This is a genomic window from Castellaniella sp. MT123 (assembly GCF_039614765.1).
Lineage (GTDB): Bacteria > Pseudomonadota > Gammaproteobacteria > Burkholderiales > Burkholderiaceae_B > Castellaniella.
In genome coordinates this window covers 2,662,408-2,687,517 of sequence record NZ_CP154879.1, presented here as the reverse complement: position 1 = coordinate 2,687,517, position 25,110 = coordinate 2,662,408, and the positions used below count along the sequence as shown (strand labels likewise).

The window sequence follows — 25,110 nt, the reverse complement described above, 5'->3', positions numbered from 1 at the left end:
TCAGAGTTCGCCGTAGGAATGCAGGCCGGACAAGAACATGTTCACACCCAGGAAGGCGAAGCTGGTGACCAGCAGACCGCTGAGCGCCCAATAGGCGGCCATCGAGCCGCGCAGACCCTTCATCAGGCGCATGTGCAGCCAGGCGGCGTAATTCAGCCAGACGATCAACGCCCAGGTTTCCTTCGGGTCCCATTGCCAGTAGGTGCCCCAGGCATCGGCCGCCCACAGCGCGCCCAGGATCGTGGCGACCGTAAAGAAGGCGAAACCGACGGCAATTGCCCGGTACATGATGTCGTCGAGCGTTTCCAGTGACGGCAGGCGCTGAGCGATCGGTGCGCGAAACGCCAGGATCGCACCGACGATCAGGGCGCCGATACCGAAATACAGCATCCAGGTGGCGGACAATTCACGCGAACCGAACACGAACGGTTCGGCGCACAGCACGGCGCCCAGCGCGAAGACCGGGATCAACGGCTTCCAGTTGCGCGTCTCGCCATGGGACTTCACCAGATAGGCGAAGCCCACCATGGCCGCCAGACTGAAGGTGCCGTAGCCGATGAAATTGGCCGGCACGTGCAGCTTCATCCACCAGCTTTTGAGGGCCGGCACCAGGGGCTGGATCTGATAGGCATCGCGTGAGAACGAATACCACAATAGGAACACCACCAGCGAGCTGATGACCAGCAGCACGAAACCACCCAGCGCCCGCGTGGCGTAGCGGCGTTCGTAGTACAGGTAGAACAGAGCGGTGATGAGCGACATCAGCACGAAGACTTCGTACAGGTTGCTGACTGGGATGTGGCCGATGTCCGGCCCCAGCAGATGGCCTTCGCGCCAGCGCACCAGCAAACCGGTCAGGCCGGCATAGACGGCCGACCAGGTCAGCACGGTGCCCAGCCAGGCCGCCGTCCGGCTGGCGAAGCCGATCCAGTAACAGATCGTGGCCAGCACGAACAGCGCGCACATCCACAAGATGGCCGACTGCGAGGACAGCAGGTATTTCAGCAGGAAGTTCGATTCGGCCCGCGACAGGTCGCCCTGCAGCAGAGCGCCGCTGGGGCTGTACAGCCAGACGGCCAGCAGGGCCGTCAGGCCACTGGCGATCATCAGGGTACGCATGGGCCGCCACAGCCAGCCCAGCCAGCTGAATACGCCCACCGCCCCGATCAGGATCAGCTTTTCGTAATAGTCCATGAACTGGCCGTAATCGGTCAGCACATACCCGGCCCCCACGGCAAGCAGCAGGAAAAAGCCGAAGTCCGTCCAGTCGGGCCGTCCGCGCTGGCCCCGGCGGTCCCCGCTGGTATTCATGTCCCGAGGCCACAGGCCGGGAGATTCATGCGTCAGGGTATCAGTCGTCATGGCGGGCTCCTCCGAGGCGGCGCAGGGCATCGCGCAGCCGTTCAAATTCGTGATTGAAATCCAGGCCGCGCCGCTGTGTGGTCATGGCGGCCAGCCAGCTGCTGCCCCCGGTATCGCCGGGCCGGATCCAGACCCAGACGCGGCGTTCGCGGATGTAGAACATTGAAAATACCCCCAACACCAGCAGGAGGCAACCGATATAGACGATGGTCTTGCCTGGGCTGCGCGCCACCTGGAACACGCTGGCCTGGACCTGATCGAAGCCCGACAGCTGCAGCGCGACCGGCGCCGGATAATCCGGCAGCGAGGCCAGCGCAAGCACGCTCAGCCGCAACCACTGCTGTTCATGTTCAGCCCTCGGGCCATCCGCCGGCAAGGCCGGCAGATGCTGCCGTTCGCGCATCAGGGTACGCAGTTCCTGCAGGCTGAGCTGAATCATCGGAACGGCGAAATTCAGGATCTTTTCCCGTTGATCGGCGGGGGCCGAGTCGATGATGCCATTGAAACCCTTCTGCGAGAACGTGCGCAGGGCGCCCTGGGCCGCCTGGAACATGAGTTCGCGCTGTTCGCCTTCCGGCGCATTGTGGTCGGCGAAACGATGGGCGGCTTCTTCGCGCAGGGCGGGATCGGCCAGGGCCGCGCGCAGCTGCATGAATTCCTGGATCGTGCCCTGTCCGTCGGCTGGAATACGCAGATAACGGTAGGGCTCGGCCGAGGTGCTGCGCATGCCCATCAGGAACATCGGGAAGTCGTCGATCTTCACCGGCAGCATGTACTGGGTGAATTCGTGCGCCTGGCCATCGGCCCCAACCAGGCGGTACTGGACGCTGGGCCCGACGTTGCGCAGGTTGTCGTTGCGCGGCCGCGCCGCGCTGCCGGTGACGGCGGCGACGTCCTTGATCAGATTGGACGGCTGCGGATCACCACCCGTGCTCATGTTCTCGACGTTGATGACCCGCAAGCCCGTGAAGTCCACCGTCTGGCCCCCCAGACCGGCGGATAACCGCTCTTCGCGCCCGATCGTACCGGAGACGTCCTGGGGCTGCGTGCTGGCGCCATTCAGCGGCCAGGCTTTCAGTTTCACGGTGCTGCCGCCGTCATCGAAGCTGGACTGATAGACCGTGATGCCCTTGTAGTGCAGGGGCTCGTTGACCTGGATCGTGCGGTCGAAGGATTTTCCGGTGGCCAGATCAGTCACAACCACGTCGCTGCGGAAGTCGCTGGGCATGCCGGTGTCGTAGTATTTGACGTAGAACTTCTTCAGGCGGATCGAGAACGGCAGGGGCTGCAGCAACACCCCCTGGCCAGCGGACACGATGCCCATGCTGCTCTGTTTTCCGTCAGGCACCAGCATGTTGGCGCGAAAGCTGGGGTTGCGCGCCGACAGGCGGCCGGATTCCGGCACATCCGAAATCAACATATTGCCGATAATGGGTTGCTTGTCGAACAGCCAGGTCTGCAGGCGCACGGGCAGTTCGCTGTCGAGCAGCCCGCCCAGGCAGATGACGACGATAGCCACGTGCGCGAAGATGTACCCGAGGCGGTTGGCCGCGCCTTTTTTGGCCGCCACCATCCGGCTGTCGCCGTCCTGGCGGACGCGGTAGCGAAAGCCCCGGGCGCGCAGCAGCGCCCCAACCTGCCCCACGGCCTGATCGGGTGTCAGGCCACTATCCACCTCGACCTTGTGGTGGAAGGCGCGCAGGCTGGATCCACGCACGTATTCGCGAAAGGACCGCATGTCGCGCAGCATCTTGGGGGCGTTGCGCATCACGCACAGCGTCGTGGACACCACCAAAAAAGCCATGATCAGCAGAAACCACGGGCTGTTGTAGATGTGCCAGATCGAAAACTGGTCGAAGACCGTGAACCAGAAGGGGCCGAACTGATCGATATAGGTGTTGGTCGCCTGGTTCTGCGGCAGCACGGTCCCGATCAGGCTGGCGACACAGATGAACACCAGCAAACTGATGGCAAAACGCATCGAACCCAGCAGTTCGATGATTTCCGCGCCACGCACACGGGAACTGGAAGAAGACATCACGGCAGCCCGATTCAAGAAAAAAGGGAGACGCGCCAGCGCGTGTCTCCCCTTGTATTTTAAAGTTCAACCATACACCAGCTGTACGAAGAGCCCCTCCCAAGACCCTGAGCACAACCGGGAATTGCCCGGATTACGCCAATCTGGCGCAGGCATCCGGCCGCATCTGCGCGCAGCCCGGAAGCCCCAGGGCAATATCAGCGCAAGCCCGCAGCGTAATCGGCTACGGCCGCCAGATCCGGGTCGGTCATCCGGTTGACGATGTCACCCATGATGGCATTGGCCCGATCGCCCGAGCGGAAGAGTTTCAGTTGTTCCATGATGTATTCTGGATGCTGGCCGGCCAGGCGCGGAAATTCGCCCGGCAGGCCGGCACCATTGGCCGAGTGGCAGGCCGCACAGGCGGGGACCTGCCGATCGGCGATGCCCGCGCGCCAGATCTGCTGGCCGCGATCGAGGGTTTTTTCGTGCTTGGCCGTGCCCGCCGCGTTCCAGTCGAGCTTTTGCTGCGAAAGGTACAGGGCGACGTTCTGGATGTCCTGGGGCGTCAGCGACGGAGCGATGGTAGCCATGATGGACGGCGCGCCACCCGGGCCGTTGCGCACGGCCTTTTTATCGCCCTGGGCCACGAAATCTTGCAGCTGTTTGGCGATGTATTCGTGCGGCATGGCGGCCAGGTTGGGATTGGCGGGAATGGTGCTGTTGCCCCCCGCCCCGTGACAGGTGACACAGGCCAGCACGCCGCGCGACATGTCGCCATTGGCGAAGAGCTGTTCGCCAGCCTTGGCGTCCGGTACCGCGGTGGCACTCTGGGCGTGGGCCAAACCAGGCAGGGCGCCGGCAAGCACCAGGCTGCCGGCCATGAACATACTGGAAAGCGCACGCTTCATGAAGTCCTCGATTGTGATTCGGGTACGGGCGCCGGACGGCGCGGCCAATCAGACGCCGACACAGACTGGCCCAGGCGCAGGAGGGTCGGCGTAACAAATACAAGCGAAGATTATACAATAGGCATTGGCCCTCATTTTTCAGCCCTCGTCCGGTATCCTTCCATGCCGGTCCGGCTCTCCAAACCGACGTGTCCCTTCTTCATCGCGCCCGCTTTACGGTTTCAGCCGCCCGCCTGGACCAGCTTCCGCCCCCCACCACCGCCGAAGTCTGTTTCGCGGGCCGATCCAATTCCGGCAAATCATCGGCCATCAACGTGCTGACCAATCAGCGGCGTCTGGCCTTTTCCAGCAAGACGCCGGGGCGCACGCGGCTGATCAACCTGTTCGGGATTCCCGACCCGATGACCCCCGATGCCTGGCTGGGCTTTCTGGTGGACCTGCCCGGCTACGGCTATGCGGCGGTCGACCGCGCCGCCCGTGACGAATGGGCGGAAGTCCTGGGCGGCTATCTGCACGAACGATCCAGCCTGGCCGGTGTCGTGCTGCTGATCGACATTCGTCGCGGCGTCACTGACCTGGACCGGCGCCTGGCGCACTGGATCGGGTTGCGCGGCCTGCCCACCCTGGCGCTGCTGACCAAGGCCGACAAGCTTCCCTACGGCCAGCGCGTACGGGCTGTTGCCCAGGCACGCAAGGATCTCGCCGAGATCGGCACGCTGGCCGCGCTGCCCTTCTCCGCCACCCACCGGATCGGCCTGGACGAGGCCGCAGCCCACATCGAGAACTGGATTTCTCCGCAGGTCGTGCCCTGAAGACCCACAGGAACTGAAAATGACCACATTCCTTCCTTCCACCGATTTCCCCACCGTCCGGCTGCGCCGCAACCGGCGCGACGACTTTTCCCGCCGCCTGGTGCGCGAGAACCGCCTGACCACCGACGATCTGATCTACCCGGTCTTCGTGCGCGAAGGCAGCAATGTCCGCGAAGCGGTGGACTCGATGCCCGACGTCGTGCGCCACTCGCCGGACACCCTGCTGCGCACCGCCGAGGAATGCCTGAAGCTGGGCATCCCCGTGCTAGCGCTGTTCCCGAACATCGATCCGTCGCTGAAAACCCCGGACGGCATCGAGGCCGCCAACCCGGACGGCCTGATTCCGCGCACCGTGGCGCTGCTGAAGCGGCATTTCCCCGAGCTGGGCGTGCTGACCGACGTGGCGCTGGACCCCTACACCAGCCACGGGCAGGACGGCCTGATCGACGCGGACGGCCAACTGCTCAACGAGCCCACGGTCGCCATGCTGGTGCGCCAGGCGCTGACCCACGCCGAGGCCGGCGTGGATATCGTCGCCCCCAGCGACATGATGGACGGGCGCATCGGCGCGGTGCGCCAGGCGCTGGACGGGCGCGGGCGCATCCATACCCGCATCATGGCGTATTCGGCGAAATACGCCAGCGCCTTCTATGGCCCGTTCCGCGACGCGGTGGGATCGGCCGCGAACCTGGGGACATCGAACAAGGCCACCTACCAGATGGATCCGGCCAACCGCCTGGAAGCCCTGCGCGAAGTCGCCGCGGACATCCGCGAGGGCGCCGACATGGTGATGGTCAAGCCCGGCCTGCCGTATCTGGATGTGCTGCGCGAGGTGAAGGACGCTTTCGGCATGCCGACCTACGCCTATCAGGTCAGCGGCGAGTACGCGATGATCAAGGCGGCGGCGGCCAACGGCTGGCTGGATCACGACAAGGTGATGATGGAATCGCTGCTGGCCTTCAAACGGGCGGGCGGCGACGGGATCCTGACGTATTTCGCCATCGCGGCGGCGAAGCTGCTGCGAAACTAATGCCCCGCCGGCCGCTGCGCGGCCGGGCGCACGCCCACGGTCACGTCCAGCGCCAGGGTCTTGCCGCTGCGCATCACGCCCAGGCGGGCGACATGGCCTGCCTTCAAAGGCGCCAGCCGATTGAGCAGATCGAAGGAATCCCGCACCGGCTGGCCGTCCAGCGACTGGATGATGTCACCCACCTGCACGCCGGCGCGGGCCGCCGGCCCGCGCGGCAGCACGCGGGCGACGATCGCGCCCTGCGCGCTGCCCAGGTGGAAGGCCTGCGCCAGATCAGGGGTGATGTCCTGGGGCTCTAGCCCCAGCCAGCCGCGCTGAACGTGGCCGGACTGGATGATCTGATTCAGGATCTGATGCGCGGGCCCCGACGGGATCGCAAAGCCGATGCCTAGGGATCCCCCGGTTTCGGAGTAGATGGCGGTGTTGATCCCGACCAGGCGCCCCTGCGTATCGATCAGCGCGCCACCCGAATTGCCCGGGTTGATGGCTGCGTCGGTCTGGATGAAGTCTTCGTAGGTATTGATCCCCAGGCGATTGCGCCCCAGGGCGGAGACAATGCCCTGTGTGGTCGTCTGGCCGACCCCGAACGGATTGCCGATCGCCAGCACCACGTCGCCCACCCGCACGGACTGTTCCGGATCGAAGACGATGGTGGGCAGCTTGTCCAGATCGATCTTCAGCACGGCCAGGTCGCTTTCCGGGTCGGTGCCGACGATGCGCGCCGCCGCCTGGCGGCCGTCCCGCAGGCTGACCTCGATCGAATCGGCGGACTCGATCACGTGGTAGTTGGTCAGAATATAGCCATCGGCGCGCACGATCACGCCCGACCCCAGGCTGGTGGAATTCTGCCGCTGGGTGAAACCCGGCAGGCTGCGCAGCAGCTGCCGCAGCGCAGGATCGGCGGGCAGCGGCACCAGCGGCACGTCCACATGCTTGCGCGTGTAGACGTTGACCACTGACGGCGCCGCCCTGGCGACCGCCGAAGCGTAGCTGACCACCGGCAGCGCCGGGCCGGCGGCCCCGCCCGCGACGCTGTTGCCGGCGGGCGGTTGATTGCCCGGCAGCCACTGCGGCCGCAGGGTGGACACCAAGAACAGCACGCCCAGACAGACCGTCACGGTCTGGGCAAAAATCAGCCACAATCGTCGCATTGGCATGAATTTCCCGATCAGCAAAGGACACGTTTGTTATGAAACCACAGATTTCCCGTCAGGAGCTGGAACACTGGCTGAACATCACGCTGCAACCCGAACGGTTCCGCGACTATTGCCCTAATGGCCTGCAGGTCGAGGGCCGCGCCGAGATTCGCCACATCGTCACGGGGGTGACGGCATCCCAGGCCCTGATCGACGCCGCCATCGCCCGCGGCGCCGATGCGATCCTGGTGCATCACGGCTGGTTCTGGAAAAACGAGAATCCCTGTATCCGCGGCCCGAAACACCGCCGCCTGTCGGCTCTGCTGGCCCAGGAGATCAATCTGTTCGCCTATCATCTGCCGCTGGATGCCCACCCGGAATGGGGCAACAATGCGCAATTGGCGCGGGTGATGGACTGGACTCCGGAGATCCAGCCGGATGGGACGCCGACGCGCTGCGGCCCGGACAATCTGGTCTGGCTGGGCGCGCCCGCCTGGGACTGCACGGTGGGCGAGTTGTCGACCGATGTGGCTCAGCGTCTGGGGCGCAAGCCGCTGGTGATCGGCGAGCTGGATCAGCCGGTGCGACGTTTGGCGTGGTGCACTGGGGCTGCGCAAAGCATGATGGATGCGGCGCTGGCTGCGGGCGCGGATTGTTTCGTGAGCGGCGAGATTTCGGAACCGACGGTGCATCTGGCGCGCGAAACGGGTAGTGCGTACATTAGCGCGGGGCATCATGCGACTGAGCGCTATGGGGTGCAGGCGCTGGGCGCGGCGATCGAGGCGCAGTTCGGGGTGCCTTGCACTTTTGTGGATATCGATAATCCGGTTTGAGGAGTGGGTTCTTTTGTTGGATCTCATTGATGCGGGCTGCGATGCGGGTTCTTTTGTTGGATCTCATCGGCGCGGCCAGGTGCCTGGTGGCACAGGTCGCAACCTGGCGGCTTCGCCGGATGTGGACGAGTAAGCTCCAACAGTGCCCCCAGGCACCTGGCCGCGCCGATTGACGCAAGTTTGGGGCACCTGCCCACCAACACCTGGGTTCTCCGACAAGACGCGCACCAAAAGAAGTGCGGTGCACGGTGGCGACGCAGTCACGCGGTAACGCTATGGCACCGGGCATTAGGGCGATGACGTCATGCTTGGGATCGACGACGTCATCGCCCGATGCGCGCCTAAGACTATCGCTTCAACGAGTCGCGGATTTCGCGCAGCAGCAGGACGTCTTCGGGGGTTGCGGGGGCGGCGGCGGGCGCGGGGGGCGCCTCGAAGCGGCGGCGGGCGTTGTTCACCATCTTGACCAGGATGAACACGACCAGGGCCAGCAGAATGAAATTGACGAAGACGGTCAGGAAATGCCCCCATGAAAACACCACGGCGCCCGCCTTTGTCAGATCGGCGGCCGTCATCGGACCGGCGTAATTTTCGGGCAGGCGCATGACCCAGAAGAGGTTGTCGAAGTTGACTTTACCGCCGACGATGAAATTGATGATCGGCATGACCAGGTCGTTGACGATGGAGTCGATGATTTTCCCGAACGCACCACCGATGATCACGCCGATGGCGAGATCCATCATGTTGCCCTTGACGGCAAATTCCTGGAATTCTTTGATGAAACCCCGTGCGCTGGCCATATTGAGTCTCCCCTTCTCGGTTTACCCTACTGGGCGTAACGCTATAATACGCGGTTGAAGAGCTTCGTGGATGCCTGAATCCGCCCAGGCTGCGGCATCCCCGCGCACAGACAGTTTATTGACAAACGCCTCCGCCCGCTGGGCGGCTATCAGGGATTACAAATGAGTCAGAATCCGACACAGTCCGACGAGCAGGGCGCGGTCGACCCGAACCTGCCCCCCGACCCTTCACGCCGTTTTTGGGTGGCTTCGGCCTGTACTCTGGGCGGCGTGGCGGGTGTCGCCACGGCCGTGCCGTTTGTCGGCTCGTTTGCTCCTTCCGAAAAAGCAAAGGCCGCCGGCGCCCCCGTCGAGGCCGACATCTCGAATCTGCCCATGGGCCAGATGATGGTCGTCGAATGGCGCGGCAAGCCGATCTGGATCGTGCGCCGCACGAAGGCCGAACTCGAAGACCTGGCAAAACACGACGGCGAGCTTGCCGACCCCCTGTCCAAGCGCCCCGGCTTCACGCCGCCCTTCGCCGAAAACGAATATCGTTCACGCAAACCCGAAATCTTCATCTGTATCGGCATCTGCACGCACCTGGGCTGCTCGCCGACCGCGCACTTCCAGACGGGCGCCCAGTCGGGCCTGCCCAATGACTGGCCGGGCGGCTGGCTGTGCCCCTGTCACGGTTCCACGTTCGACCTGGCTGGCCGCGTCTTCAAGAACAAGCCAGCTCCCGACAATCTCGAAGTCCCGCCCTATGCGTTTTCACCCGACGGCACGCACGTCGTGATCGGTGTGGACACCTACCCCAACAAGGCCTGATGAACACGCCGTTCATCGATCCCCGAGACTGAAGGAGCCGTTCATGGCCGAAAACAACGTTGAAACGACCGGGTTGCTGGGCTGGGTCGACCGCCGCTTCCCGCTGACCAAGATGTTCAAAGAGCATATGTCCGAATACTATGCTCCGAAAAACTTCAACTTCTGGTATTTCTTTGGGTCGCTCGCCCTGCTGGTGCTGGTGCTCCAGGTCGTCACCGGGATCTTCCTGGTGATGAACTACAAACCCGACGCGCGCTTTGCCTTCGAATCCGTCGAATACATCATGCGCGAAGTGCCCGGCGGCTGGTTTATCCGCTACATGCACTCCACGGGTGCCTCGATGTTCTTCGTCGTGGTCTACCTGCACATGCTGCGCGGCCTGTTCTACGGGTCCTACCGCAAGCCCCGCGAACTGGTGTGGATCTTCGGCGTGGGGATTTTCCTGTCGCTGATGGGCGAGGCCTTCTTCGGCTACCTGCTGCCCTGGGGCCAGATGTCCTACTGGGGCGCCCAGGTGATCGTGAACCTGTTCTCGGCCATCCCCTTCATCGGTCCGGACCTGTCCCTGTGGATCCGCGGCGACTACGTGGTGTCCGACGCCACCCTGAACCGCTTCTTCTCGTTTCACGTGATCGCCATCCCGCTGGTGCTGATCGGCCTGGTCGTGGCGCACATCATCGCGCTGCACGAAGTGGGCTCGAACAACCCCGACGGCGTCGAAATCAAGCAGGGCCCGAAGGACAAATACGGCCATCCGGTCGACGGCATCCCCTTCCACCCCTACTACTCCGTGCATGACGTGGTCGGCGTGGCGGGCTTCCTGATCGTGTTTGCCGCGATCATTTTCTTCGGCCCCGAAATGGGCGGCTACTTCCTGGAATACAACAATTTCATCCCGGCCGATCCGCTGAAGACGCCGCCGCACATCGCGCCGGTCTGGTATTTCACGCCGTTCTACACGATGCTCCGCGCCACGACCAGCGACTTCACCTGGGTCCTGTCGGCCGGTGCCGTGATCGCCGCCCTGGCACTGTTCGTCAAGGGCAAGCTCTCGGGCATCTGGCGCTTGGCCGTACCGGCGATCCTGATCATCGTGGCCATCCTGATGAGGACGCTGGACGCGAAATTCTGGGGTGTGGTGTCCATGGGCGGCGCCGTCGTCATCCTGTTCTTCCTGCCGTGGCTGGATCATTCCCCCGTGAAATCGATCCGCTATCGTCCGTCGTGGCACAAATTCCTGTACGCGGTCTTCATCGCCGATTTCCTGATCCTGGGCTGGCTCGGCACGCAACCTGTGACGCCGACCTTCACGACCCTGGGCCAGATCTGCTCGGTCATCTACCTGGCGTTCTTCCTGGCGATGCCCGTCTGGAGCCGACTCGGCACATTCAAGCCGGTCCCGACCCGCGTCACGTTCCGCGCTCATTGATAGGCCTCTCGACTGACTGTTACGGAAAGATCATGATCAAAAAACTGCTCGGTGCCCTGGCCCTGTCCCTGACCTGCACGCTCGCCTTCGCGGAAGGCGGGCCGCATCTGGACCGCGCCCCGGACCGCATCACTGATCTGGCAGCTCTGCAGAACGGCGCGAAGCTGTTCGTCAACTACTGCCTGAACTGCCACAGCGCCAACTCCATGCGCTACAACAAACTCATGGACCTGGGCCTGACCGAAAACGAGATCAAGAAAAACCTGCTGTTCTCTCGCGACAAGATCGGCGATCTGATGACGGTCTCCATGACGCCCGCGGATGCTAAAAAATGGTTCGGCGCAGCCCCTCCGGACCTGTCCGTGATGGCCCGCGCGAAGAACACGAACTTCGGTCCGTCCGGCGTGGACTACATCTACACGTACCTGCGCAGCTTCTACCGCGACACATCGAAAAAGACCGGCTGGAACAATGTCGTGTTCCCCAGCGTAGCGATGCCTAACGCGCTCTGGGAACTCGAAGGCCCCCGCAGCTACACGGACATCACGGTCCACCAGGTCGCCGACGCCAAGGGCGCCGAGCACTGGCAACGCACGACCACGGTCTATGACGCCGCCGGTTTCCCGACCGTCAAGAACGAAACCCTGACCGACTACACTGGCGAGGCTTCCACGACCGGGCGCTTCGATTCCGCCGACCAGAAGACCTTCTCCCAGTTCGAGAGCAACGTCGCCGATATCAGCAATTTCCTGGGCTGGATGTCCGAACCCGGGCAACTGGAACGCAAGCAGATCGGCGTCTGGGTGATGCTGTTCCTGTTCCTGTTCCTGTTCGTGGCGATCCGCATGAACAAGGCCTACTGGAAGCATGTCCGATAAATCATGCGCCCCTCGGGGCGCATCCCCCGCTTTTTCTGTATTGGAATCCACGACATGATGGTGCTCTATTCCGGGACGACCTGCCCATTTTCGCAACGCTGCCGTTTCGTGCTGTTCGAGAAAGGTATGGATTTCGAGATCCGCGACATCGACTTGTACAACAAGCCGGAAGACATCGCGGTCATGAACCCCTACGGCCAGGTACCCATCCTGGTCGAACGGGACCTGATTCTGTACGAATCGAACATCATCAACGAATACATCGACGAACGCTTCCCGCATCCGCAGTTGATGCCGGCGGACCCGATCATGCGCGCACGCACCCGCCTGTTCCTGTACAACTTCGAAAAGGAACTGTTCGTCCACGTCTCCACACTGGAAAACCGCAGCATCCGGGATGAAAAAATCCGCGATACGGCACGGGCCAACATCCGTGACCGCCTGGCCCAGCTGGCGCCGCTGCTCGTGAAGAACAAGTTCATGCTGGGCGAAGAGTTCTCCATGCTGGACGTGGCTGTGGCGCCGCTGCTGTGGCGCCTGGCGCATTACGGCATCGAACTGCCCAAGAGCGCCGCGCCGATCCAGAAATACGCCGAGCGCCTGTTCTCCCGCCCGGCCTACATCGAGGCTCTGACGCCGTCCGAAAAGGTCATGCGTCGCTGATATGCAGGAAACCTCGACCAAGCCGTATCTGATCCGTGCCCTGCACGAGTGGTGCACGGACAACGGCTATACGCCCTACCTGGTGGTCACTGTGGATGCCAACACCGTGGTCCCGGTCGCGCACGTGCACGACGGCCAGATCACGCTGAACATCAGCCCCCTGGCCACCAACCGCCTGACGCTGGGCAATGAATACATCGAGTTCGAGTCCCGCTTCAACGGTATGGTCGAACATCTGTTCATCCCGGTCGCGGCCATCTCGGCGATCTACGCCCGGGAAACCGGCGCGGGCATGGGGTTCGAGGTCGTGGCATCCCAGCCTTACCCGGGGGGGGACGAGTCCCAGCCGACCGCCACACCCTCGACCCTGGCACCGGCATCTTCGGGCGACGACTCGCCAGACGGCCCCAAGCCGTCGCACCTGAAGATCGTCAAATAAAACCCGCTGTTCCTGTAGAATGGCGGTCCTTGGCCGGCTTAGCTCAGTTGGTAGAGCAGCTCACTTTAATGTGTAAGTCTATGGCGTGTTGCTTTACTGCCCCATAAGAGGTAGCATCCCACGGGTGTTGTTGTTTGCCTATCTTTGATAGGCGAGTAGCAGGTGGGGGCCTGGGGGAGGGCAAATGGCTGTGGATAAGTCCGTGCTTGCGCGGTGGCGTTCGCTACCTGCCGCCGATGTATTGCCATCCTTAGCGCATTATGCGAAGCGCGACGTCTCGTACTCCCCCCTGAAGTCCCCTCTTTCATCAAGATGGCACGCACGCTATGGTAGTCGTGAGTTTGAACTCATTCTGACCGGTCCCAAATTTTGGGACCCGCGTGCAGCCAGAGGCGGCGGTGGTGCGGTTGACTTGGTCATGTATCTGGCGCAAATCAACTTTACGGATGCTGTGCGCCTGCTCCACGAGAAAGGGCTGTAGCCTCGCCATGGCCATCGTAGATACAGGAGCTAGCCCACGCTATATCATCACCTCGGAGCGCTCCCCTGGTAGGCCGCGCTTTTGGGCGACAGCCTGGGTGGTGATGACGGCAGGGAAAGGCTGGGCAGCTAACACTCTAATCACTAGACTGCGTCATATCGATAATTTCTATCGGCATTGCGACACCAAGTTCGGCATTGACTCACTGGACTCTGCGCTCGGAGAGTCTAACGCTGCACGAGTACATCGCATGGCGGATGACTTTTATGTGGGATTGACATCTAACACAAAATACACCACCACGGATGTCCAGTCTTGGGATGCTGTGCGAGGATTTGTTCTCTACTTTGCCAGATACTGGGCCATTAAGGATGACTCCTGGCGAGCTGTTATCGGAGCGCTCAAAGGGACTGGGCGTATAAGGCCCCCGAAGCGGGGTTGTATTAAATTTGCCCGCTCCCTGCCCGATAGGACTCTCACAGACCTGTTAGCAATCGCTCAGCCGGCATCTATCCGCAACCCGATTAAGAGTCGAGCAATACAAATCCGGAATTGGCTTATTTTGCTCTTGATGCTGCTATGCGGTTTAAGGAGAAGTGAGGTATTGCTTCTAACCGTTGATTCCCTCAAGCACGACATAGAACCAAAAACCGGTGAGCTCCAATACTGGCTGGATGTAACAACAACAGAAGACAATACCATCAACGACAGTAGAGCCACCCGGCCCAGTATGAAGACTGCAAACGCGCATCGACAAGTGCCAATTTCTTATGAACTCGCATCCCTTGTCGAAAACTACGTTGCGGACTTCCGAGGGGATGTCGCTCAGCATAACTTCTTGCTAACGTCGAGCACAAGCAAGCCGTTGTCAGCTGAAAGTGTCAATAAGATGTTGGTGGACTTTTCCGAAAGACTGGAGCCGCAGGCTTTGCAGCGGTTTAGAGAGCGAACCGGAGGTAAGCAGCATATCTCGCCTCACGACCTCCGACATACCTGCGCAACTGTCAGATATGCGTTATTCATCGCAACCGATTCAAATCGAGAGCTCGCGTTCCAACGCATGAGAGCCTTCTTTGGCTGGGCTATTGAATCCGATGAACCGGCCCTATACGCGCGCGCTGCTATCCATGACGACCTGCTTAAATCATGGAATGACCTATTCGATAAAAAGGTTGAACTCCTGCGACAAGGAATAGAATGAGCGCTACTCAACGGCCGGACTTAGTTGAAGTTTCTGGCACTCCCCCCGAAAACCTGCTCACTTGGGCGTGGCCGGTCTCGCCGGTCATATTTAAGATATATGACAAGTACGCAGACGTTGAAGTAAGCCTAATGACGGGCGCCTCTACTTGGACATTTTTTGTTCAAGGTCACAGCGTTAGTTTCGACTTTCTCCCTGGAGAGAGAGGTGCGCTGCAGCAGAAGCTCATAATGCTGACACAGCGAGACCATGCCCCTTCGTCCATTTATAAGTTCACTCGCTCCTTACTTGCGCACTGGGGCCTTTATATCAAGATACTCGAAGGTGGCCCTTCGGAGTTGGAGGACCTGTGGGAGGGGCACGTCAAAACAATTGACACTGCAAAAGCAGGAAAGGCCCTCCTTAAGCTTGCAGTTTTGTCATCCTTAGGGCCCTGGCGGAATGAGCATGAGGATTTAGTTGGAAGCCTTGATACAAGGGCAAACCCTTCGCTTGCCGCCCAACAAAGCCGCCTGCGACGTCGTGAGCAACTCCTTAGCCTAGAGGTCCAATCCCAGTTGGTAAAGGTATTGGATAACGGAGCAGAAAGAACACACCTATCGGAGAGGCAAGCCGAAGGATTAGCGGCACTAGCGCTAATTTTTCAGCATGGCATGCGCCCTGTTCAATTACTCTCGTTGAGACTTGAAAATATTTGGACCTTTACCGATGCGGCCGACGACACCATCTGCGTCGTATCGTTTCATACAGCAAAGCAAAGGACTGGAAAAACCGTAGATGGCGAGATGGCGCGTCAGATAAAACAAGAGTGGTCCCATCCGGTCATTAGGTTAAGAGAATTTGCACAGTCATCTGGACGAGACCGCCTATTTGGCGACAGCTCTGCGCCGAAGCTCTGGACCAAGGTAAAGCGAGTGTGTGCCGAAGTCGGAGTAAAGGTCAATTTCACCGCCAAGCAATTGCGACACACCTCTGCACAGGCCCTGGCTGATGCCGGGCACAGTAGGCGAAGCTTAAAGTGGTTCTTGGGGCATTCCAATGAAAACGCTGCTACCACTTATATCCGTGCTAGCCGACAACAGGTTGCCCTGATAAATCTCGCGTTGGGGACATCCCCGCTATATAACTCCATCCTCTCGCTGGCTTCGGGAAAGTTCGTTTCCATCGAAGAGCTAAGCCGCATGCCGGAAGAGCAGCAGATTGGCGGCGTGGTAGGTGCGCGGCTTATCGCTGGAATCGGTCAGTGCAGTTCTGGCCAAAGCTCTTGCGGGTATGACCCAGTATCTTCGTGCTACAGCTGTCCAAAGTACATCCCGGCGCTGAATCCTGCTGCTCACATGGAGGCCATAGCAGGAATGCGTGAGCAAATACTGACGTTCCTTGGCAATGGGAGGTCAGAGCAAAGTCCAGCTTACCTTCAAATGACGAAGGCTCTTGCGGGTGCACAGAAAGCACTCGAAGAATCGAAACGCATCCTTGGGTCCCATGATGGCTAAGCTTAAAATATTTTCTCGTGGCGTCGGAACGCCACCAGACAGCTACACGTCATTCATCAAGCGCTCACGGGCATTTGTCGAACTGAAGGGCCTATCATGGGAAACCCCAGTCGATGACAAGGGTGATATCCATAAAGCCTATCAATGGGACCTCAGACAATTAACTGGTAGTCATGCGCGGAATGCGGCTCGCATAACTAGCTTATCCATCGATAGTAGTGTCAGAGCTCGGGCTCTGGCAGAAGGCTGGCCAGAGTCCTTATTGCCCTCATGCCTGATTTTGCCATCAGACACGCAGGATTTCCTGAAGGCGGTAGTTGCTCATCGGTGTAAGGAATCCATAACTCCACGCACCGTTAGGCATGAACTACGAGTGTTTAGAAAATTATTTTCGGTGACAGCAAAGAGTCCATGGAATCTCAATACAGATGATTTCAATCGTTTCGTAGCACTGGAAAGCAATAACGTAAAGACACTATCGATAATGAGCGTTCTGGTTAAGCTAATTAATCAGAAGATGATATCGCGTCACTCACCCCTGGCGCCGGAGCTGCGCGAAGAATCAAAGGCTCAATTGGCTTCTGGGTTTGCTGAACGAAAGTCTGAGAAGAAACTTCCACAGGCTGAATCACTACATGAGTTGACAAGGATTCTATTCCACGAGCAGCCATTCGGACACCAGGACAGCGTCCGCTTTTGCGCTACCAAATTATTGCTGCTCACCGGGTTGAGGCTTAACGAAATATTGTTGCTTCCAGAGGACTGCTTGCGCTGGGAGGAGCATACCGATATTGTTACAGGCAAGCCCGCAGGTGACGTTGGTGGAACCAGTCGGTCTCTCAGACTGCGCTACTTTGGAGAGAAAAGAGAGCAAGGACGTCCGGACCTGCTGGTCGAGGACTATCAATGGATTCCAGAACGATTTCATCAGCTTGTCGTGGACGCGGTATCGGCAGCACTTGTGGCGACCGCGCCACTGCGCCGGACATTGAGAAGCGGCACAAGCAGTTGCCGTCAGTTCCAAACTTCAGCTGGGGTGAATCTGACTATCGCTGACATGCTTTTCTTGGTAATTCAAGGCGGCACGGGCGAACTCCCCATTGAAATTCCATGCAACACAGAAATAGAAACTATTGCAGAGAGCAGCTTTTATCCCTTTTTGGGCCTTGGGGTACGACCTGGCCGGAGCTCTATCTTTAGTCGATACGGCAAGTCAGACAGTAGTTGTTCTATGCAAATCAATCCGCATTCATTACGTCACTTAATGAATACAGAGTTGTTCAGGCTCAACGTCCCCGACACCATCATTACGCAACATTTCGGACGAAGCTCCATTCAACAGAGCTATGAGTATGACCACAGGAGTCTTTCGGAGAAACTGTCTTTTGTACAGCTCCCTCCCAGTGCTAGTGACAATATTGCACCAGGAACCACCCAAGAAATCGTAGCGAAGATGATAGTGTCTGGCTTCGCAACGCAAAGCCATATCTCACAGTCTTTTCAGCGCATTCAAAAGGAGCACGGGGATGAGGCCGCATTCAGCTATATTGCAGCCAATTCGGATGGATTCCACGTTACTCCGTTTGGTTTCTGCACCACCAGCTTTGCAATGAATCCATGTGCGAGACACCTTAAGTGTTTTGATTCGTGCAAGCACTTCATTGCAAGCGGTAATGACGAGCATCGCATTGCTTTGGAAGAGTTGCGTGGCCGTCTTGCAGAGATGAGGAGTGCTGCTGCGGCAAAACCGGTGACTTCTATTGGCCGGAAAAATCAAATCGTTCACGCAGAGCGGCTCCTAAGCGGAGTAGATGCAGCCCTAAAGGCCCAACCTGGTGACACAGTCTTCAGCGAGGGTAATGACCACTCCGCTCCGAAGAAGGACATCTTCACATGAAATCAAAGCGAGATACAGACCATATCGTTCTCGCAGGCCTTTTAGACGAGTTGCTTGCCTCAAACGTGACAATTACTGTCCGCGAAGTTGCTCGTAGGCATGCCTTTCTGCGCACTGCCTCCGCCTTCACTCGCAACACAGAACGAATGGCGCTGATTGAGCAGGCTCAGAGCAGGCAATTGCAGCTACGGAACAACCTGAATCCTTTTGTCGCAAAGGCAGCATCACTTTCGGACAAACTTGGTCGTCAAGCAGAGCGGGTCTCCGAGCTTGAGGAGCAGGTGAAAGCTCTAATTGTCTCGCATGCAGCATGTGTAAGGGCTGTTGCCACTTCTGGCGGAATGCCCGCGCTTACACGCTTCTGGGCAGAATACAAGAAGATTGGTGATGTTCTTGAAAACGTCAGCGCTTTTCCACAACGTGCTGAAGTGGTCAGCCTGCCCCTCAAAAAGAAGGATGAGGGTCGGTGAGCCCTCTTGCAATCTGCTATACTTTTTTGTTATGCCGGTTTAGCTCAGTTGGTAGAGCATCCGCCTTGATTATGTACGAGTGCTCCGTTGGAAACGGCGGAAGTAGAACCCTTCAAATTCGGGGAACGCTAAAGCCTTTTAGGCAAAGCCAATCCCGAGCCAAGCTTGCATAGCAAGAAGGTGTAGAGACTAGACGGAGGGGGCCTAAGGCGAAAGCTACGGTCAAGGGATAGTCCAGACCACAAACGTCAGGCGACGAAAGTCGTAGTGGTAAGGTAAGCGGGAGGTCGTCAGTTCGAATCCGACAACCGGCACCATAGATTTATCTTCAGAAGAGCAACAGCTGTTGAAACAGAGGGCAACACCCGACTTTCTAAGTTGTTGTTTTTATTGCCTTTATAAGGCAACATCATACAAGTGCATATAATGCCTTGTAATGAGAAGGTCGGGGGTTCGATTCCTCTAGCCGGCACCAATGAATTCAAATACTTAGGTCAGCCCGAATGGGCTGGCCTTTTGTTTTCTTTGTCCATGCAACCGCTATGTAAGCCAATTCGATCAATGCAAATCCATGGATGGGGTAGGCTGTAGGCATATCCACGTACTCGCTATGCTATGTGTAATGCAGTCATACAACATCCTGCATTCACGGAAGATGTACGTGGTTGAAAATGGCCAGGAACAGCCGTGGACTACTGTTTCTTTGCCTTCTGCTGAAGCAGTTCCAAGAGCCTCTTTGCTGTTTTAACCTGTCCGTCTTGCTCCAGGCGTTTCAGCAAGATTTCCGGCTTGGGTTGTATGGTGATGTCCAGACGGAATCGGTGGAATGCTGCCATCACTTCGGACGGATGCGAAGCGCACAGCGCGTCGAGGAAATCATCCGGTTTCTGTAACGTGATGCCCAACTTGGTCAACGCGCCTTTCTTGAAGTCTTTGACGTTGCGCGATGTCAGGGTGACCGTCGAGTGATCGGGATAGGCCTTCGTGGCAACCAAGTGGTAGGCACATGCCGCGACGTGGATGTCTTTGGCGGAGTGGACGGCAGGTTCCACGGCTTTGAATCGGGCCTGAACGCTTTTTGTCGCCACCAGTGCGTTGGGTAGCGCGTTCTTCATGCGGTTTTCGTTGATCTTGGCTTCGGCCAGGGTCTTTTTGCGTCCGGTTTCAACCAGCGCCCGGCTGACTTCATCCAGGATCAGGGGCGACCAATGCAGGGCAAGCAGCCCTTGGTAGTCCAGGTAGATGAGCAGGCCGCGTGTCGTCGCGGGAAACAGCACATCGGCGTCGGCGACAACAGGGATGCTCACGATGCGAAAATTTCCTCGCTCAGCCCCTCAGAGAGGCTCTTGAGCGCCTGCGCCTGGCGTGCGCGCTCTTTGGACTGCCATTGCAGGACCACGCTACGCAGCACCCGGCGTTGGTTCCCCACTTTTTGGTGCAGCGCGATGACGCCGGTGTCGATCAGCTTCACCATGTAGGGGCGGCTGACGTTGACCAGTTGGGCTGCCTCTTCTGTTGTCAGTACAGAATCAGCTTCACCCACTGCCGGGGTGAGGTGGTGGTCTACCGTCCCCTTGTCCGTGATCAACTGCACATTGGTGTGCCCCAACACCTCGGCCAGGTCATGAGTAATGGCATCACGTGCTTTCTTGCTAAGTTTGACGTGGCGCTGCACGACGGACATAAAAGGTTCCACAGAGAACGACAGCGCCACCAATGGTGGCATTGACGCGGTTTTCCTGGTGCGGGCAGCGGGCCGATTGGTGGTCGGAGCGGTGCGCGGCTTAGCGGCAGAGCGGTGAGCGGTAGTCATGCGTCTCATGGTAGCACATTCGCGAAATACTCGAAATACACGAAAATCAATCTTGTCTCTGGGGTTGCTCATGCTTCAGCAGTAGAGCAATCCCCGCCCCGTGAGCGCGACAAAGACCCGCGGCATCGGCGCCGCCACCCGGATCGAGCAGCCATAGCTGCCCCCGTGTGAAGAAACGGTCGCCCAGCGGATACGAGCCCGTCATCGGAGCGATCAACGCGCGTTGGCAGAGACTCAATGGCTGCCCGGACTGCTTGAGCGATTCGACGAATCGTTCGGCTGCCGCATCCACATCGGGCGAGACTGTGTGCAAAATGCCCCAGCGGATGCCGTCGTACGTCCGCGTCACCCCCACGAAGATCTGTTGCTCACCGACACGGAAAGGCGTTTGCCAGAGTCTGACGGTGACGACGGCCTTGCCCTGCGCGTTCTGAATCAGGCGTTCGAAAGCGAGATCGTTGATACGGTTGTTCCAGAGCGCCAGCGCGAGCGGTGCCGTGGTGTAGTCCAGACCCTGTCGTGCCAGGCGCAGCAGGCTGTTCAGATCCGGCCTATCGGCGGGGAGCCAGCCTGCCCGGCGCAGAAGAGCGGACAATGCATCCGCGCCTGACGTGGCGATGGCAAACGAGAGCGGCTGATCGGACGCGCCAAACAGAGACGATGTGCTCGTCAGTTTCTGTGCACGCAGTATGTCGTCCAAAGGCTGATCGACGTGGATGATGGTTTCCGGGGCGGAAACCGGGGCTGGCAGCGTGCGGGTGGCGGCATAGGCGACAAACCCGGCAACCGCGATCGCGACCAGGCCGAAGGCCGCCGCTTTTCGGCTGCGTTCGGCCGGCGCATCCCAATCCATTCGCCCGCCGACACTGAGCCATTCCGTCAGGCTGATGCCCACAATCAGCCAAAGTGCGCCAACCAGGTAACCCGCCCAGACGTCGCTCAAAAAGTGTGCGCCGAGCATGATGCGGCTGAGGCCGATCAGGAACACCAGTGCAACCGTCGAGAAGAACAGGTGGACCCGCGTCTTCCACCGGGCTGCGGAGCGGATCAGCAGATAGCCCACGAAACCGTAAAAGGCGACGGCAATGGTCGCGTGCCCGCTCGGAAACGAATAGGAAGTTTCAAGCAGGACGGCCTCGGTCGGCCGTGGCCGCTCGAAGGCCAGCTTACCCAGAGAGCTGAAAGCCACCGCTCCCAGGCTGGAGACCAGCAAACCCACAACCGCGTACTTCCGGTTCACGAGCCAGAGCAGTAGCGCCCCGATCAGCAACAGCACCCCGACCACCGGCAGCTGGCCCAAATCGGTTATCCACACGAACGGAGGAATGGCCACCGGCGCGCGAAAAGTGGCAACCAGTTGGGCCGTGGCGTGATCAATCGCGACAATCGGGTCCGAGGTGACAACGTCCTCGACGATGCCGGCGAACAAGGCCAGAACATAGGTAAACGCCAGGACGAGAACCGTCAGCGGCAGGCCCTGAAAATGCGTGCGATCGATACGACCCGCGAGGAAGCGGATGCCGGCCGGATGCCGACGCACCCACCGCCGTATGTAGGCATTGCGACCCAGAGCCTCTTTGATCGAACGCATGAGCGAAACCGTCACCCGCCATGCATCGCGCCCCTTGCGCACGACAAAGCGCTGCAAGAGCCAAAGCAGCACCCATGCGACCAGCACGGCCACCACCACCATCCCGGCCCGCGACATCCACGTTTGCGCAACCTTGAGCGACTGTCCGAACAGATAGCCGCCGCCCACCCACTGCAGCCCCCACCCGATCGCCCCCAGGAAGTTCCAGAAAAGGAACGTGCGATACCTCATTTGCACGGTACCGGCGACGAATGGCGCGATTTCCTTGACGCTCGGGATGAAGCGCCCCAGAAAAACGCTCTTGGCGCCATGCCGGTCAAAAAAGCGGTGGACCTGCTCGAAATGGCCGGGGGTCAGAAACCAGACGCCACTGCGCGTCCATTTCTGACCGTAACGCTCTCCCAGCCAGTAATTGAAATTATCGCCAAGGACAGCGCCGGCAATGGCGAACCACAACAGATCACCGAAGTCCAGGTAGCTGCCGGCCGCCCAAGCCCCCAACAGCAGCAACAGCGTCGAGCCGGGCAGAAACAGCCCGACGACAAGCGCCGTCTCCAGCAGAGCGGCCAGGAAGGCCGCCCAATAACCCAGCATATGGAAGTGCTGGATGGATGGCAGGATGGCGCTGAAGAATTTCTCGATCAAAGGAACCCCTCGCGGGATGATTACCAGATGCTGGTGAGCAGGCGGTCGAGCTTCGAGCCTTCGCGATACAGAATGCGCACGAGGATGGCAGCGATAACGCCGGTGGCTGCACCGCCCAGCACATCGCTGAAGTAATGGGTCCCGATGTACACCCGGGAGAATGCGATCAACAAGGCCGCCGCGAGAAAAACCAGGCCGCGGCGGTGAAAGCCGTGCAACAGGAAAGCGGCAGCGATGGCAAAAACCGCGGTTGCGTGATCCGAGGGGAACGAAAAGTCCATACTCGGCGCCACGATCAGGTGTGTCAAGCCGGCGTCGTATGGGCGCATCCGGTGCACGAACAGCAGGATCAGCTGGTTCAGAGCGAGGCCGGCCAGGAAAGAGAATCCTGTGGCAATCAGGACATGACGGGTCTGTGTGCGCGCATTGCGCTGCCACCATTGCCCTGCGACCGCGAGCACGAGGAGCGGCACGCCGATGGCCGAGGCCCAGATCATCAGAAAATCGACGGCGGCGCTTGCTCCGGCAAGGCTGTTGATGGCGTGTGTGATTGCAGCGTCAAGCTCGTACATGATTGATCCTCGATCGGGGTTTCGAAATCGCGATACTGGTCATTACGGCCCCGGGCAGCAAACAAGCCTCAAAATATTACCACCCGGAAAACCGGTGCCGTCGGGAAGCTCAGGGGCTCGATGCCTCGATCCGGCAGTCCCCAAGGAACTATCCCGCGACCGTATTGTCATAGATTCATCCGCTTTGCGCGGGGAGCCATCATGGACAGCACCAGGATCACCCTCGTTTCCGATCGGTCCATTTCCGATCGGTCCAATACCGGGAAGGGACATCACCGCCTGACAAGACTCGCGCTCATGGCGGCCTTGGCCGCCATCCCCGGCTTGACCCTTCCCGTGATCGCAAATGCCGATGTCAGGATCGGCGTGGGGATCGGCATCGCGCCGCCGGCACTGCCGGTCTATGCCCAGCCCGTCGCGCCCGGCCCCGGATACATCTGGACGCCGGGGTACTGGGCCTGGGGCCCGAACGGCTATTACTGGGTCAACGGCACCTGGCTGATGCCCCCCACAGTCGGCATGCTGTGGACACCGGGCTGGTGGGGCTGGGAGGATGGACTGTATTACTGGCATGCCGGCTACTGGGGACCCCGGGTCGGCTTCTACGGCGGCATCAACTACGGCTTCGGCTATTTCGGCATCGGTTACGTCGGTGGCTACTGGCATGACCGCCATTTCTATTACAACCGCGCGGTCAACAACATCAACGTGACGAACATCCACAACGTCTACGTCGACAAGACCGTCATCGACAACGTGCACACCAACCGGGCCAGCTACAACGGCGGCCGAGGCGGTATCGAATCGCGCCCCACGCCCGAGCAGCGCAACTATGCGTCTCAGCGCCACCAGACACTACCGCCGATGGATCGCGGCCCGCGTCAGGGCATGACGCCGACTGAAGGCAGGGCGCCACTGGATCGGCCACCACAAGGCCGGATGCAGCAGGACCGGCCGCAGCAGGAGCGCATGCCACAAGAACGCATGCAGCAAGACCGAGGCCCCCGCCCCGGCTTCGCACCGCAGCCGCGGGCACCCGAACCCCAGTCCCGAGCACCCGAACCGCCACGCGGCCAGTTCAGGGAACGCGACGTCAGGCCAGCTCAACGTCAAGACCGGCAGCCCGAGGTCAGGCAACAGGAATACAGGCCACGCGGCGAGGCCCCGGCGCGTGAGGAACGAAGCGGCGACTCACGCCCGGAGCATCGGGGTGAGGGCCGCTTCCGCTGAGGGATGAGCGACCGCGTATCGGGCGCCCGAATCAGGGTCATTTCCAGGAGTACCGCATCATGCAACTCAAATCTTCCAATCATCTCGAGCTCCATGTCGCGCGGAATTTCGCGCTGGCCGGTCTGGTGCTGGCGGGCGCCGGTTTCCTTTCCCCCGCCTGGGCCGCCCTGCCGCCCATGCAGCATCAGGGCAACGTGGAATATGTCAGCGGCGGCATCGGCATCGACGAATCCACGTCCTTCAAGGAATCGATGTCCAAGTTCCCGCTGGCAATCACCTTCGACCAGATGGAGCAAGGCAAAGGCGATTACGTCGCCAACGTGAAGGTGGCCGTTCGCGACGGGCATGGCAAGGACGTGCTGGACACGACGGCCCAGGGCCCCTATCTGCTGGCCAGGCTGCCGGCGGGCAAATATCAGGTCAAGGCGACTTACCAGAACGAAACCCAGACGCGCAATGTAGACATCGGCCGCAAGGGATCCGAGCATCTGGTGTTCTCGTGGCACCGCAAGATGACGAAAAAGTAAGTCCCCGATACGGGATTCCCCCGTCGGCCGGCCGTTTCCCTGGAAACCGCCGGCCGGCTTTCATTGG

23 protein-coding genes are annotated in these 25,110 nt (G+C 59.9%); 14 read left to right on the top strand and 9 right to left on the bottom strand.

Features of this window, described 5'->3' with window-relative positions:
• The 3 genes from ccsB to ABCV34_RS12665 all read right to left on the bottom strand — a co-directional run bounded on the left by ccsB (position 1) and on the right by ABCV34_RS12665 (position 4,290).
• Positions 1–1,362: a c-type cytochrome biogenesis protein CcsB gene (gene ccsB, locus ABCV34_RS12675; RefSeq protein ID WP_345796570.1), complete on the bottom strand. Its 1,362-nt coding sequence runs from the start codon at positions 1,360–1,362 to the stop codon at positions 1–3.
• Positions 1,352–3,400, bottom strand: coding sequence for a cytochrome c biogenesis protein ResB (locus ABCV34_RS12670; protein ID WP_345796569.1), 2,049 nt, complete (start codon positions 3,398–3,400; stop codon positions 1,352–1,354). The genes ccsB and ABCV34_RS12670 overlap by 11 nt, the downstream gene beginning before the upstream one ends.
• Before the next feature lie 197 nt (positions 3,401–3,597).
• Entirely contained in the window at positions 3,598–4,290 is a 693-nt protein-coding gene (locus tag ABCV34_RS12665) for a c-type cytochrome (protein WP_345796568.1), read from the bottom strand.
• Positions 4,291–4,478: 188 nt separating this feature from the next.
• On the opposite strand from ABCV34_RS12665, the gene yihA reads away from it, so the two are divergent.
• Positions 4,479–5,102: a ribosome biogenesis GTP-binding protein YihA/YsxC gene (yihA, locus tag ABCV34_RS12660; protein ID WP_345796567.1), complete on the top strand. Its 624-nt coding sequence runs from the start codon at positions 4,479–4,481 to the stop codon at positions 5,100–5,102.
• Positions 5,103–5,121: 19 nt separating this feature from the next.
• A complete protein-coding gene (gene hemB, locus ABCV34_RS12655) occupies positions 5,122–6,132 on the top strand; it encodes a porphobilinogen synthase (protein WP_345796566.1) in 1,011 nt (336 codons plus the stop codon).
• On the opposite strand, the gene ABCV34_RS12650 is transcribed toward hemB, so the two are convergent.
• Positions 6,129–7,283, bottom strand: coding sequence for a trypsin-like peptidase domain-containing protein (locus ABCV34_RS12650; RefSeq protein WP_345798779.1), 1,155 nt, complete (start codon positions 7,281–7,283; stop codon positions 6,129–6,131). The genes hemB and ABCV34_RS12650 overlap by 4 nt on opposite strands.
• Before the next feature lie 38 nt (positions 7,284–7,321).
• Here ABCV34_RS12650 and ABCV34_RS12645 point away from each other — a divergent pair, with 38 nt between their 5' ends.
• Positions 7,322–8,101 (top strand): Nif3-like dinuclear metal center hexameric protein, encoded by a 780-nt coding sequence (locus tag ABCV34_RS12645; protein ID WP_345796565.1) that lies wholly within the window; start codon positions 7,322–7,324, stop codon positions 8,099–8,101.
• A gap of 347 nt (positions 8,102–8,448) precedes the next feature.
• Here ABCV34_RS12645 and mscL read toward each other — a convergent pair whose 3' ends face one another.
• On the bottom strand, positions 8,449–8,901 hold the full coding sequence (gene mscL, locus ABCV34_RS12640; protein ID WP_345796564.1) for a large conductance mechanosensitive channel protein MscL: 453 nt from the start codon (positions 8,899–8,901) through the stop codon (positions 8,449–8,451).
• Positions 8,902–9,063: 162 nt separating this feature from the next.
• Here mscL and petA point away from each other — a divergent pair, with 162 nt between their 5' ends.
• The 9 genes from petA (at position 9,064) to ABCV34_RS12595 (ending at position 18,665) form a co-directional block, all read left to right on the top strand.
• Positions 9,064–9,711 carry a ubiquinol-cytochrome c reductase iron-sulfur subunit gene (petA, locus tag ABCV34_RS12635; protein ID WP_345796563.1) on the top strand — a complete coding sequence of 216 codons (648 nt, stop codon included), beginning with the start codon at positions 9,064–9,066 and terminating at the stop codon, positions 9,709–9,711.
• 43 nt (positions 9,712–9,754) lie between these two features.
• The gene (locus ABCV34_RS12630) at positions 9,755–11,140 is read left to right on the top strand and encodes a cytochrome bc complex cytochrome b subunit (protein ID WP_345796562.1); all 1,386 of its coding nucleotides are present in this window, start codon (positions 9,755–9,757) and stop codon (positions 11,138–11,140) included.
• Between the two features lie 32 nt (positions 11,141–11,172).
• On the top strand, positions 11,173–12,018 hold the full coding sequence (locus ABCV34_RS12625) for a cytochrome c1 (RefSeq protein WP_345796561.1): 846 nt from the start codon (positions 11,173–11,175) through the stop codon (positions 12,016–12,018).
• 54 nt (positions 12,019–12,072) lie between these two features.
• Positions 12,073–12,681: a glutathione S-transferase N-terminal domain-containing protein gene (locus tag ABCV34_RS12620; protein WP_345796560.1), complete on the top strand. Its 609-nt coding sequence runs from the start codon at positions 12,073–12,075 to the stop codon at positions 12,679–12,681.
• Position 12,682: 1 nt separating this feature from the next.
• On the top strand, positions 12,683–13,120 hold the full coding sequence (locus ABCV34_RS12615) for a ClpXP protease specificity-enhancing factor (RefSeq protein WP_345796559.1): 438 nt from the start codon (positions 12,683–12,685) through the stop codon (positions 13,118–13,120).
• Between the two features lie 488 nt (positions 13,121–13,608).
• A complete protein-coding gene (locus tag ABCV34_RS12610) occupies positions 13,609–14,802 on the top strand; it encodes a site-specific integrase (RefSeq protein WP_345796558.1) in 1,194 nt (397 codons plus the stop codon).
• A complete protein-coding gene (locus ABCV34_RS12605; protein WP_345796557.1) occupies positions 14,799–16,298 on the top strand; it encodes a site-specific integrase in 1,500 nt (499 codons plus the stop codon). Before ABCV34_RS12610 ends, ABCV34_RS12605 begins: the two co-directional genes overlap by 4 nt.
• Positions 16,288–18,195, top strand: a complete 1,908-nt coding sequence (locus ABCV34_RS12600; RefSeq protein WP_345796556.1) for a hypothetical protein — start codon at positions 16,288–16,290, stop codon at positions 18,193–18,195. Before ABCV34_RS12605 ends, ABCV34_RS12600 begins: the two co-directional genes overlap by 11 nt.
• The gene (locus tag ABCV34_RS12595) at positions 18,192–18,665 is read left to right on the top strand and encodes a hypothetical protein (protein ID WP_345796555.1); all 474 of its coding nucleotides are present in this window, start codon (positions 18,192–18,194) and stop codon (positions 18,663–18,665) included. Before ABCV34_RS12600 ends, ABCV34_RS12595 begins: the two co-directional genes overlap by 4 nt.
• Before the next feature lie 692 nt (positions 18,666–19,357).
• On the opposite strand, the gene ABCV34_RS12590 is transcribed toward ABCV34_RS12595, so the two are convergent.
• The 4 genes from ABCV34_RS12590 to ABCV34_RS12575 form a co-directional block, all read right to left on the bottom strand.
• Positions 19,358–19,972: a PIN domain-containing protein gene (locus tag ABCV34_RS12590; protein WP_345796554.1), complete on the bottom strand. Its 615-nt coding sequence runs from the start codon at positions 19,970–19,972 to the stop codon at positions 19,358–19,360.
• On the bottom strand, positions 19,969–20,391 hold the full coding sequence (locus tag ABCV34_RS12585; RefSeq protein WP_345796553.1) for a helix-turn-helix domain-containing protein: 423 nt from the start codon (positions 20,389–20,391) through the stop codon (positions 19,969–19,971). Before ABCV34_RS12585 ends, ABCV34_RS12590 begins: the two co-directional genes overlap by 4 nt.
• A gap of 133 nt (positions 20,392–20,524) precedes the next feature.
• Positions 20,525–22,714 carry an LssY C-terminal domain-containing protein gene (locus ABCV34_RS12580; protein WP_345796552.1) on the bottom strand — a complete coding sequence of 730 codons (2,190 nt, stop codon included), beginning with the start codon at positions 22,712–22,714 and terminating at the stop codon, positions 20,525–20,527.
• A gap of 20 nt (positions 22,715–22,734) precedes the next feature.
• Positions 22,735–23,286: a phosphatase PAP2 family protein gene (locus ABCV34_RS12575; protein ID WP_345796551.1), complete on the bottom strand. Its 552-nt coding sequence runs from the start codon at positions 23,284–23,286 to the stop codon at positions 22,735–22,737.
• Between the two features lie 201 nt (positions 23,287–23,487).
• Here ABCV34_RS12575 and ABCV34_RS12570 point away from each other — a divergent pair, with 201 nt between their 5' ends.
• Both ABCV34_RS12570 and ABCV34_RS12565 read left to right on the top strand, forming a co-directional pair.
• Positions 23,488–24,516 carry a hypothetical protein gene (locus ABCV34_RS12570; RefSeq protein ID WP_345796550.1) on the top strand — a complete coding sequence of 343 codons (1,029 nt, stop codon included), beginning with the start codon at positions 23,488–23,490 and terminating at the stop codon, positions 24,514–24,516.
• A 59-nt stretch (positions 24,517–24,575) separates the two neighbouring features.
• A complete protein-coding gene (locus ABCV34_RS12565) occupies positions 24,576–25,043 on the top strand; it encodes a carboxypeptidase-like regulatory domain-containing protein (RefSeq protein ID WP_345796549.1) in 468 nt (155 codons plus the stop codon).
• Positions 25,044–25,110: the final 67 nt, after the last annotated feature.

What these genes read in the sequence shown, in the direction of transcription:
- ABCV34_RS12575 (WP_345796551.1), bottom strand. Translation starts at nt 23,286, where the DNA reads ATGTACGAGCTTGACGCTGCAATCACACACGCCATCAACAGCCTTGCC.
- ABCV34_RS12645 (WP_345796565.1), top strand. Translation starts at nt 7,322, where the DNA reads ATGAAACCACAGATTTCCCGTCAGGAGCTGGAACACTGGCTGAACATC.
- petA (WP_345796563.1), top strand. Translation starts at nt 9,064, where the DNA reads ATGAGTCAGAATCCGACACAGTCCGACGAGCAGGGCGCGGTCGACCCG.
- ABCV34_RS12620 (WP_345796560.1), top strand. Translation starts at nt 12,073, where the DNA reads ATGATGGTGCTCTATTCCGGGACGACCTGCCCATTTTCGCAACGCTGC.
- ABCV34_RS12615 (WP_345796559.1), top strand. Translation starts at nt 12,683, where the DNA reads ATGCAGGAAACCTCGACCAAGCCGTATCTGATCCGTGCCCTGCACGAG.
- ABCV34_RS12630 (WP_345796562.1), top strand. Translation starts at nt 9,755, where the DNA reads ATGGCCGAAAACAACGTTGAAACGACCGGGTTGCTGGGCTGGGTCGAC.
- ccsB (WP_345796570.1), bottom strand. Translation starts at nt 1,362, where the DNA reads ATGACGACTGATACCCTGACGCATGAATCTCCCGGCCTGTGGCCTCGG.
- mscL (WP_345796564.1), bottom strand. Translation starts at nt 8,901, where the DNA reads ATGGCCAGCGCACGGGGTTTCATCAAAGAATTCCAGGAATTTGCCGTC.
- ABCV34_RS12600 (WP_345796556.1), top strand. Translation starts at nt 16,288, where the DNA reads ATGATGGCTAAGCTTAAAATATTTTCTCGTGGCGTCGGAACGCCACCA.
- ABCV34_RS12625 (WP_345796561.1), top strand. Translation starts at nt 11,173, where the DNA reads ATGATCAAAAAACTGCTCGGTGCCCTGGCCCTGTCCCTGACCTGCACG.
- ABCV34_RS12605 (WP_345796557.1), top strand. Translation starts at nt 14,799, where the DNA reads ATGAGCGCTACTCAACGGCCGGACTTAGTTGAAGTTTCTGGCACTCCC.
- hemB (WP_345796566.1), top strand. Translation starts at nt 5,122, where the DNA reads ATGACCACATTCCTTCCTTCCACCGATTTCCCCACCGTCCGGCTGCGC.
- ABCV34_RS12570 (WP_345796550.1), top strand. Translation starts at nt 23,488, where the DNA reads ATGGACAGCACCAGGATCACCCTCGTTTCCGATCGGTCCATTTCCGAT.
- ABCV34_RS12610 (WP_345796558.1), top strand. Translation starts at nt 13,609, where the DNA reads ATGGCCATCGTAGATACAGGAGCTAGCCCACGCTATATCATCACCTCG.
- ABCV34_RS12650 (WP_345798779.1), bottom strand. Translation starts at nt 7,283, where the DNA reads ATGCGACGATTGTGGCTGATTTTTGCCCAGACCGTGACGGTCTGTCTG.
- ABCV34_RS12585 (WP_345796553.1), bottom strand. Translation starts at nt 20,391, where the DNA reads ATGCCACCATTGGTGGCGCTGTCGTTCTCTGTGGAACCTTTTATGTCC.
- ABCV34_RS12670 (WP_345796569.1), bottom strand. Translation starts at nt 3,400, where the DNA reads ATGTCTTCTTCCAGTTCCCGTGTGCGTGGCGCGGAAATCATCGAACTG.
- ABCV34_RS12665 (WP_345796568.1), bottom strand. Translation starts at nt 4,290, where the DNA reads ATGAAGCGTGCGCTTTCCAGTATGTTCATGGCCGGCAGCCTGGTGCTT.
- ABCV34_RS12565 (WP_345796549.1), top strand. Translation starts at nt 24,576, where the DNA reads ATGCAACTCAAATCTTCCAATCATCTCGAGCTCCATGTCGCGCGGAAT.
- ABCV34_RS12595 (WP_345796555.1), top strand. Translation starts at nt 18,192, where the DNA reads ATGAAATCAAAGCGAGATACAGACCATATCGTTCTCGCAGGCCTTTTA.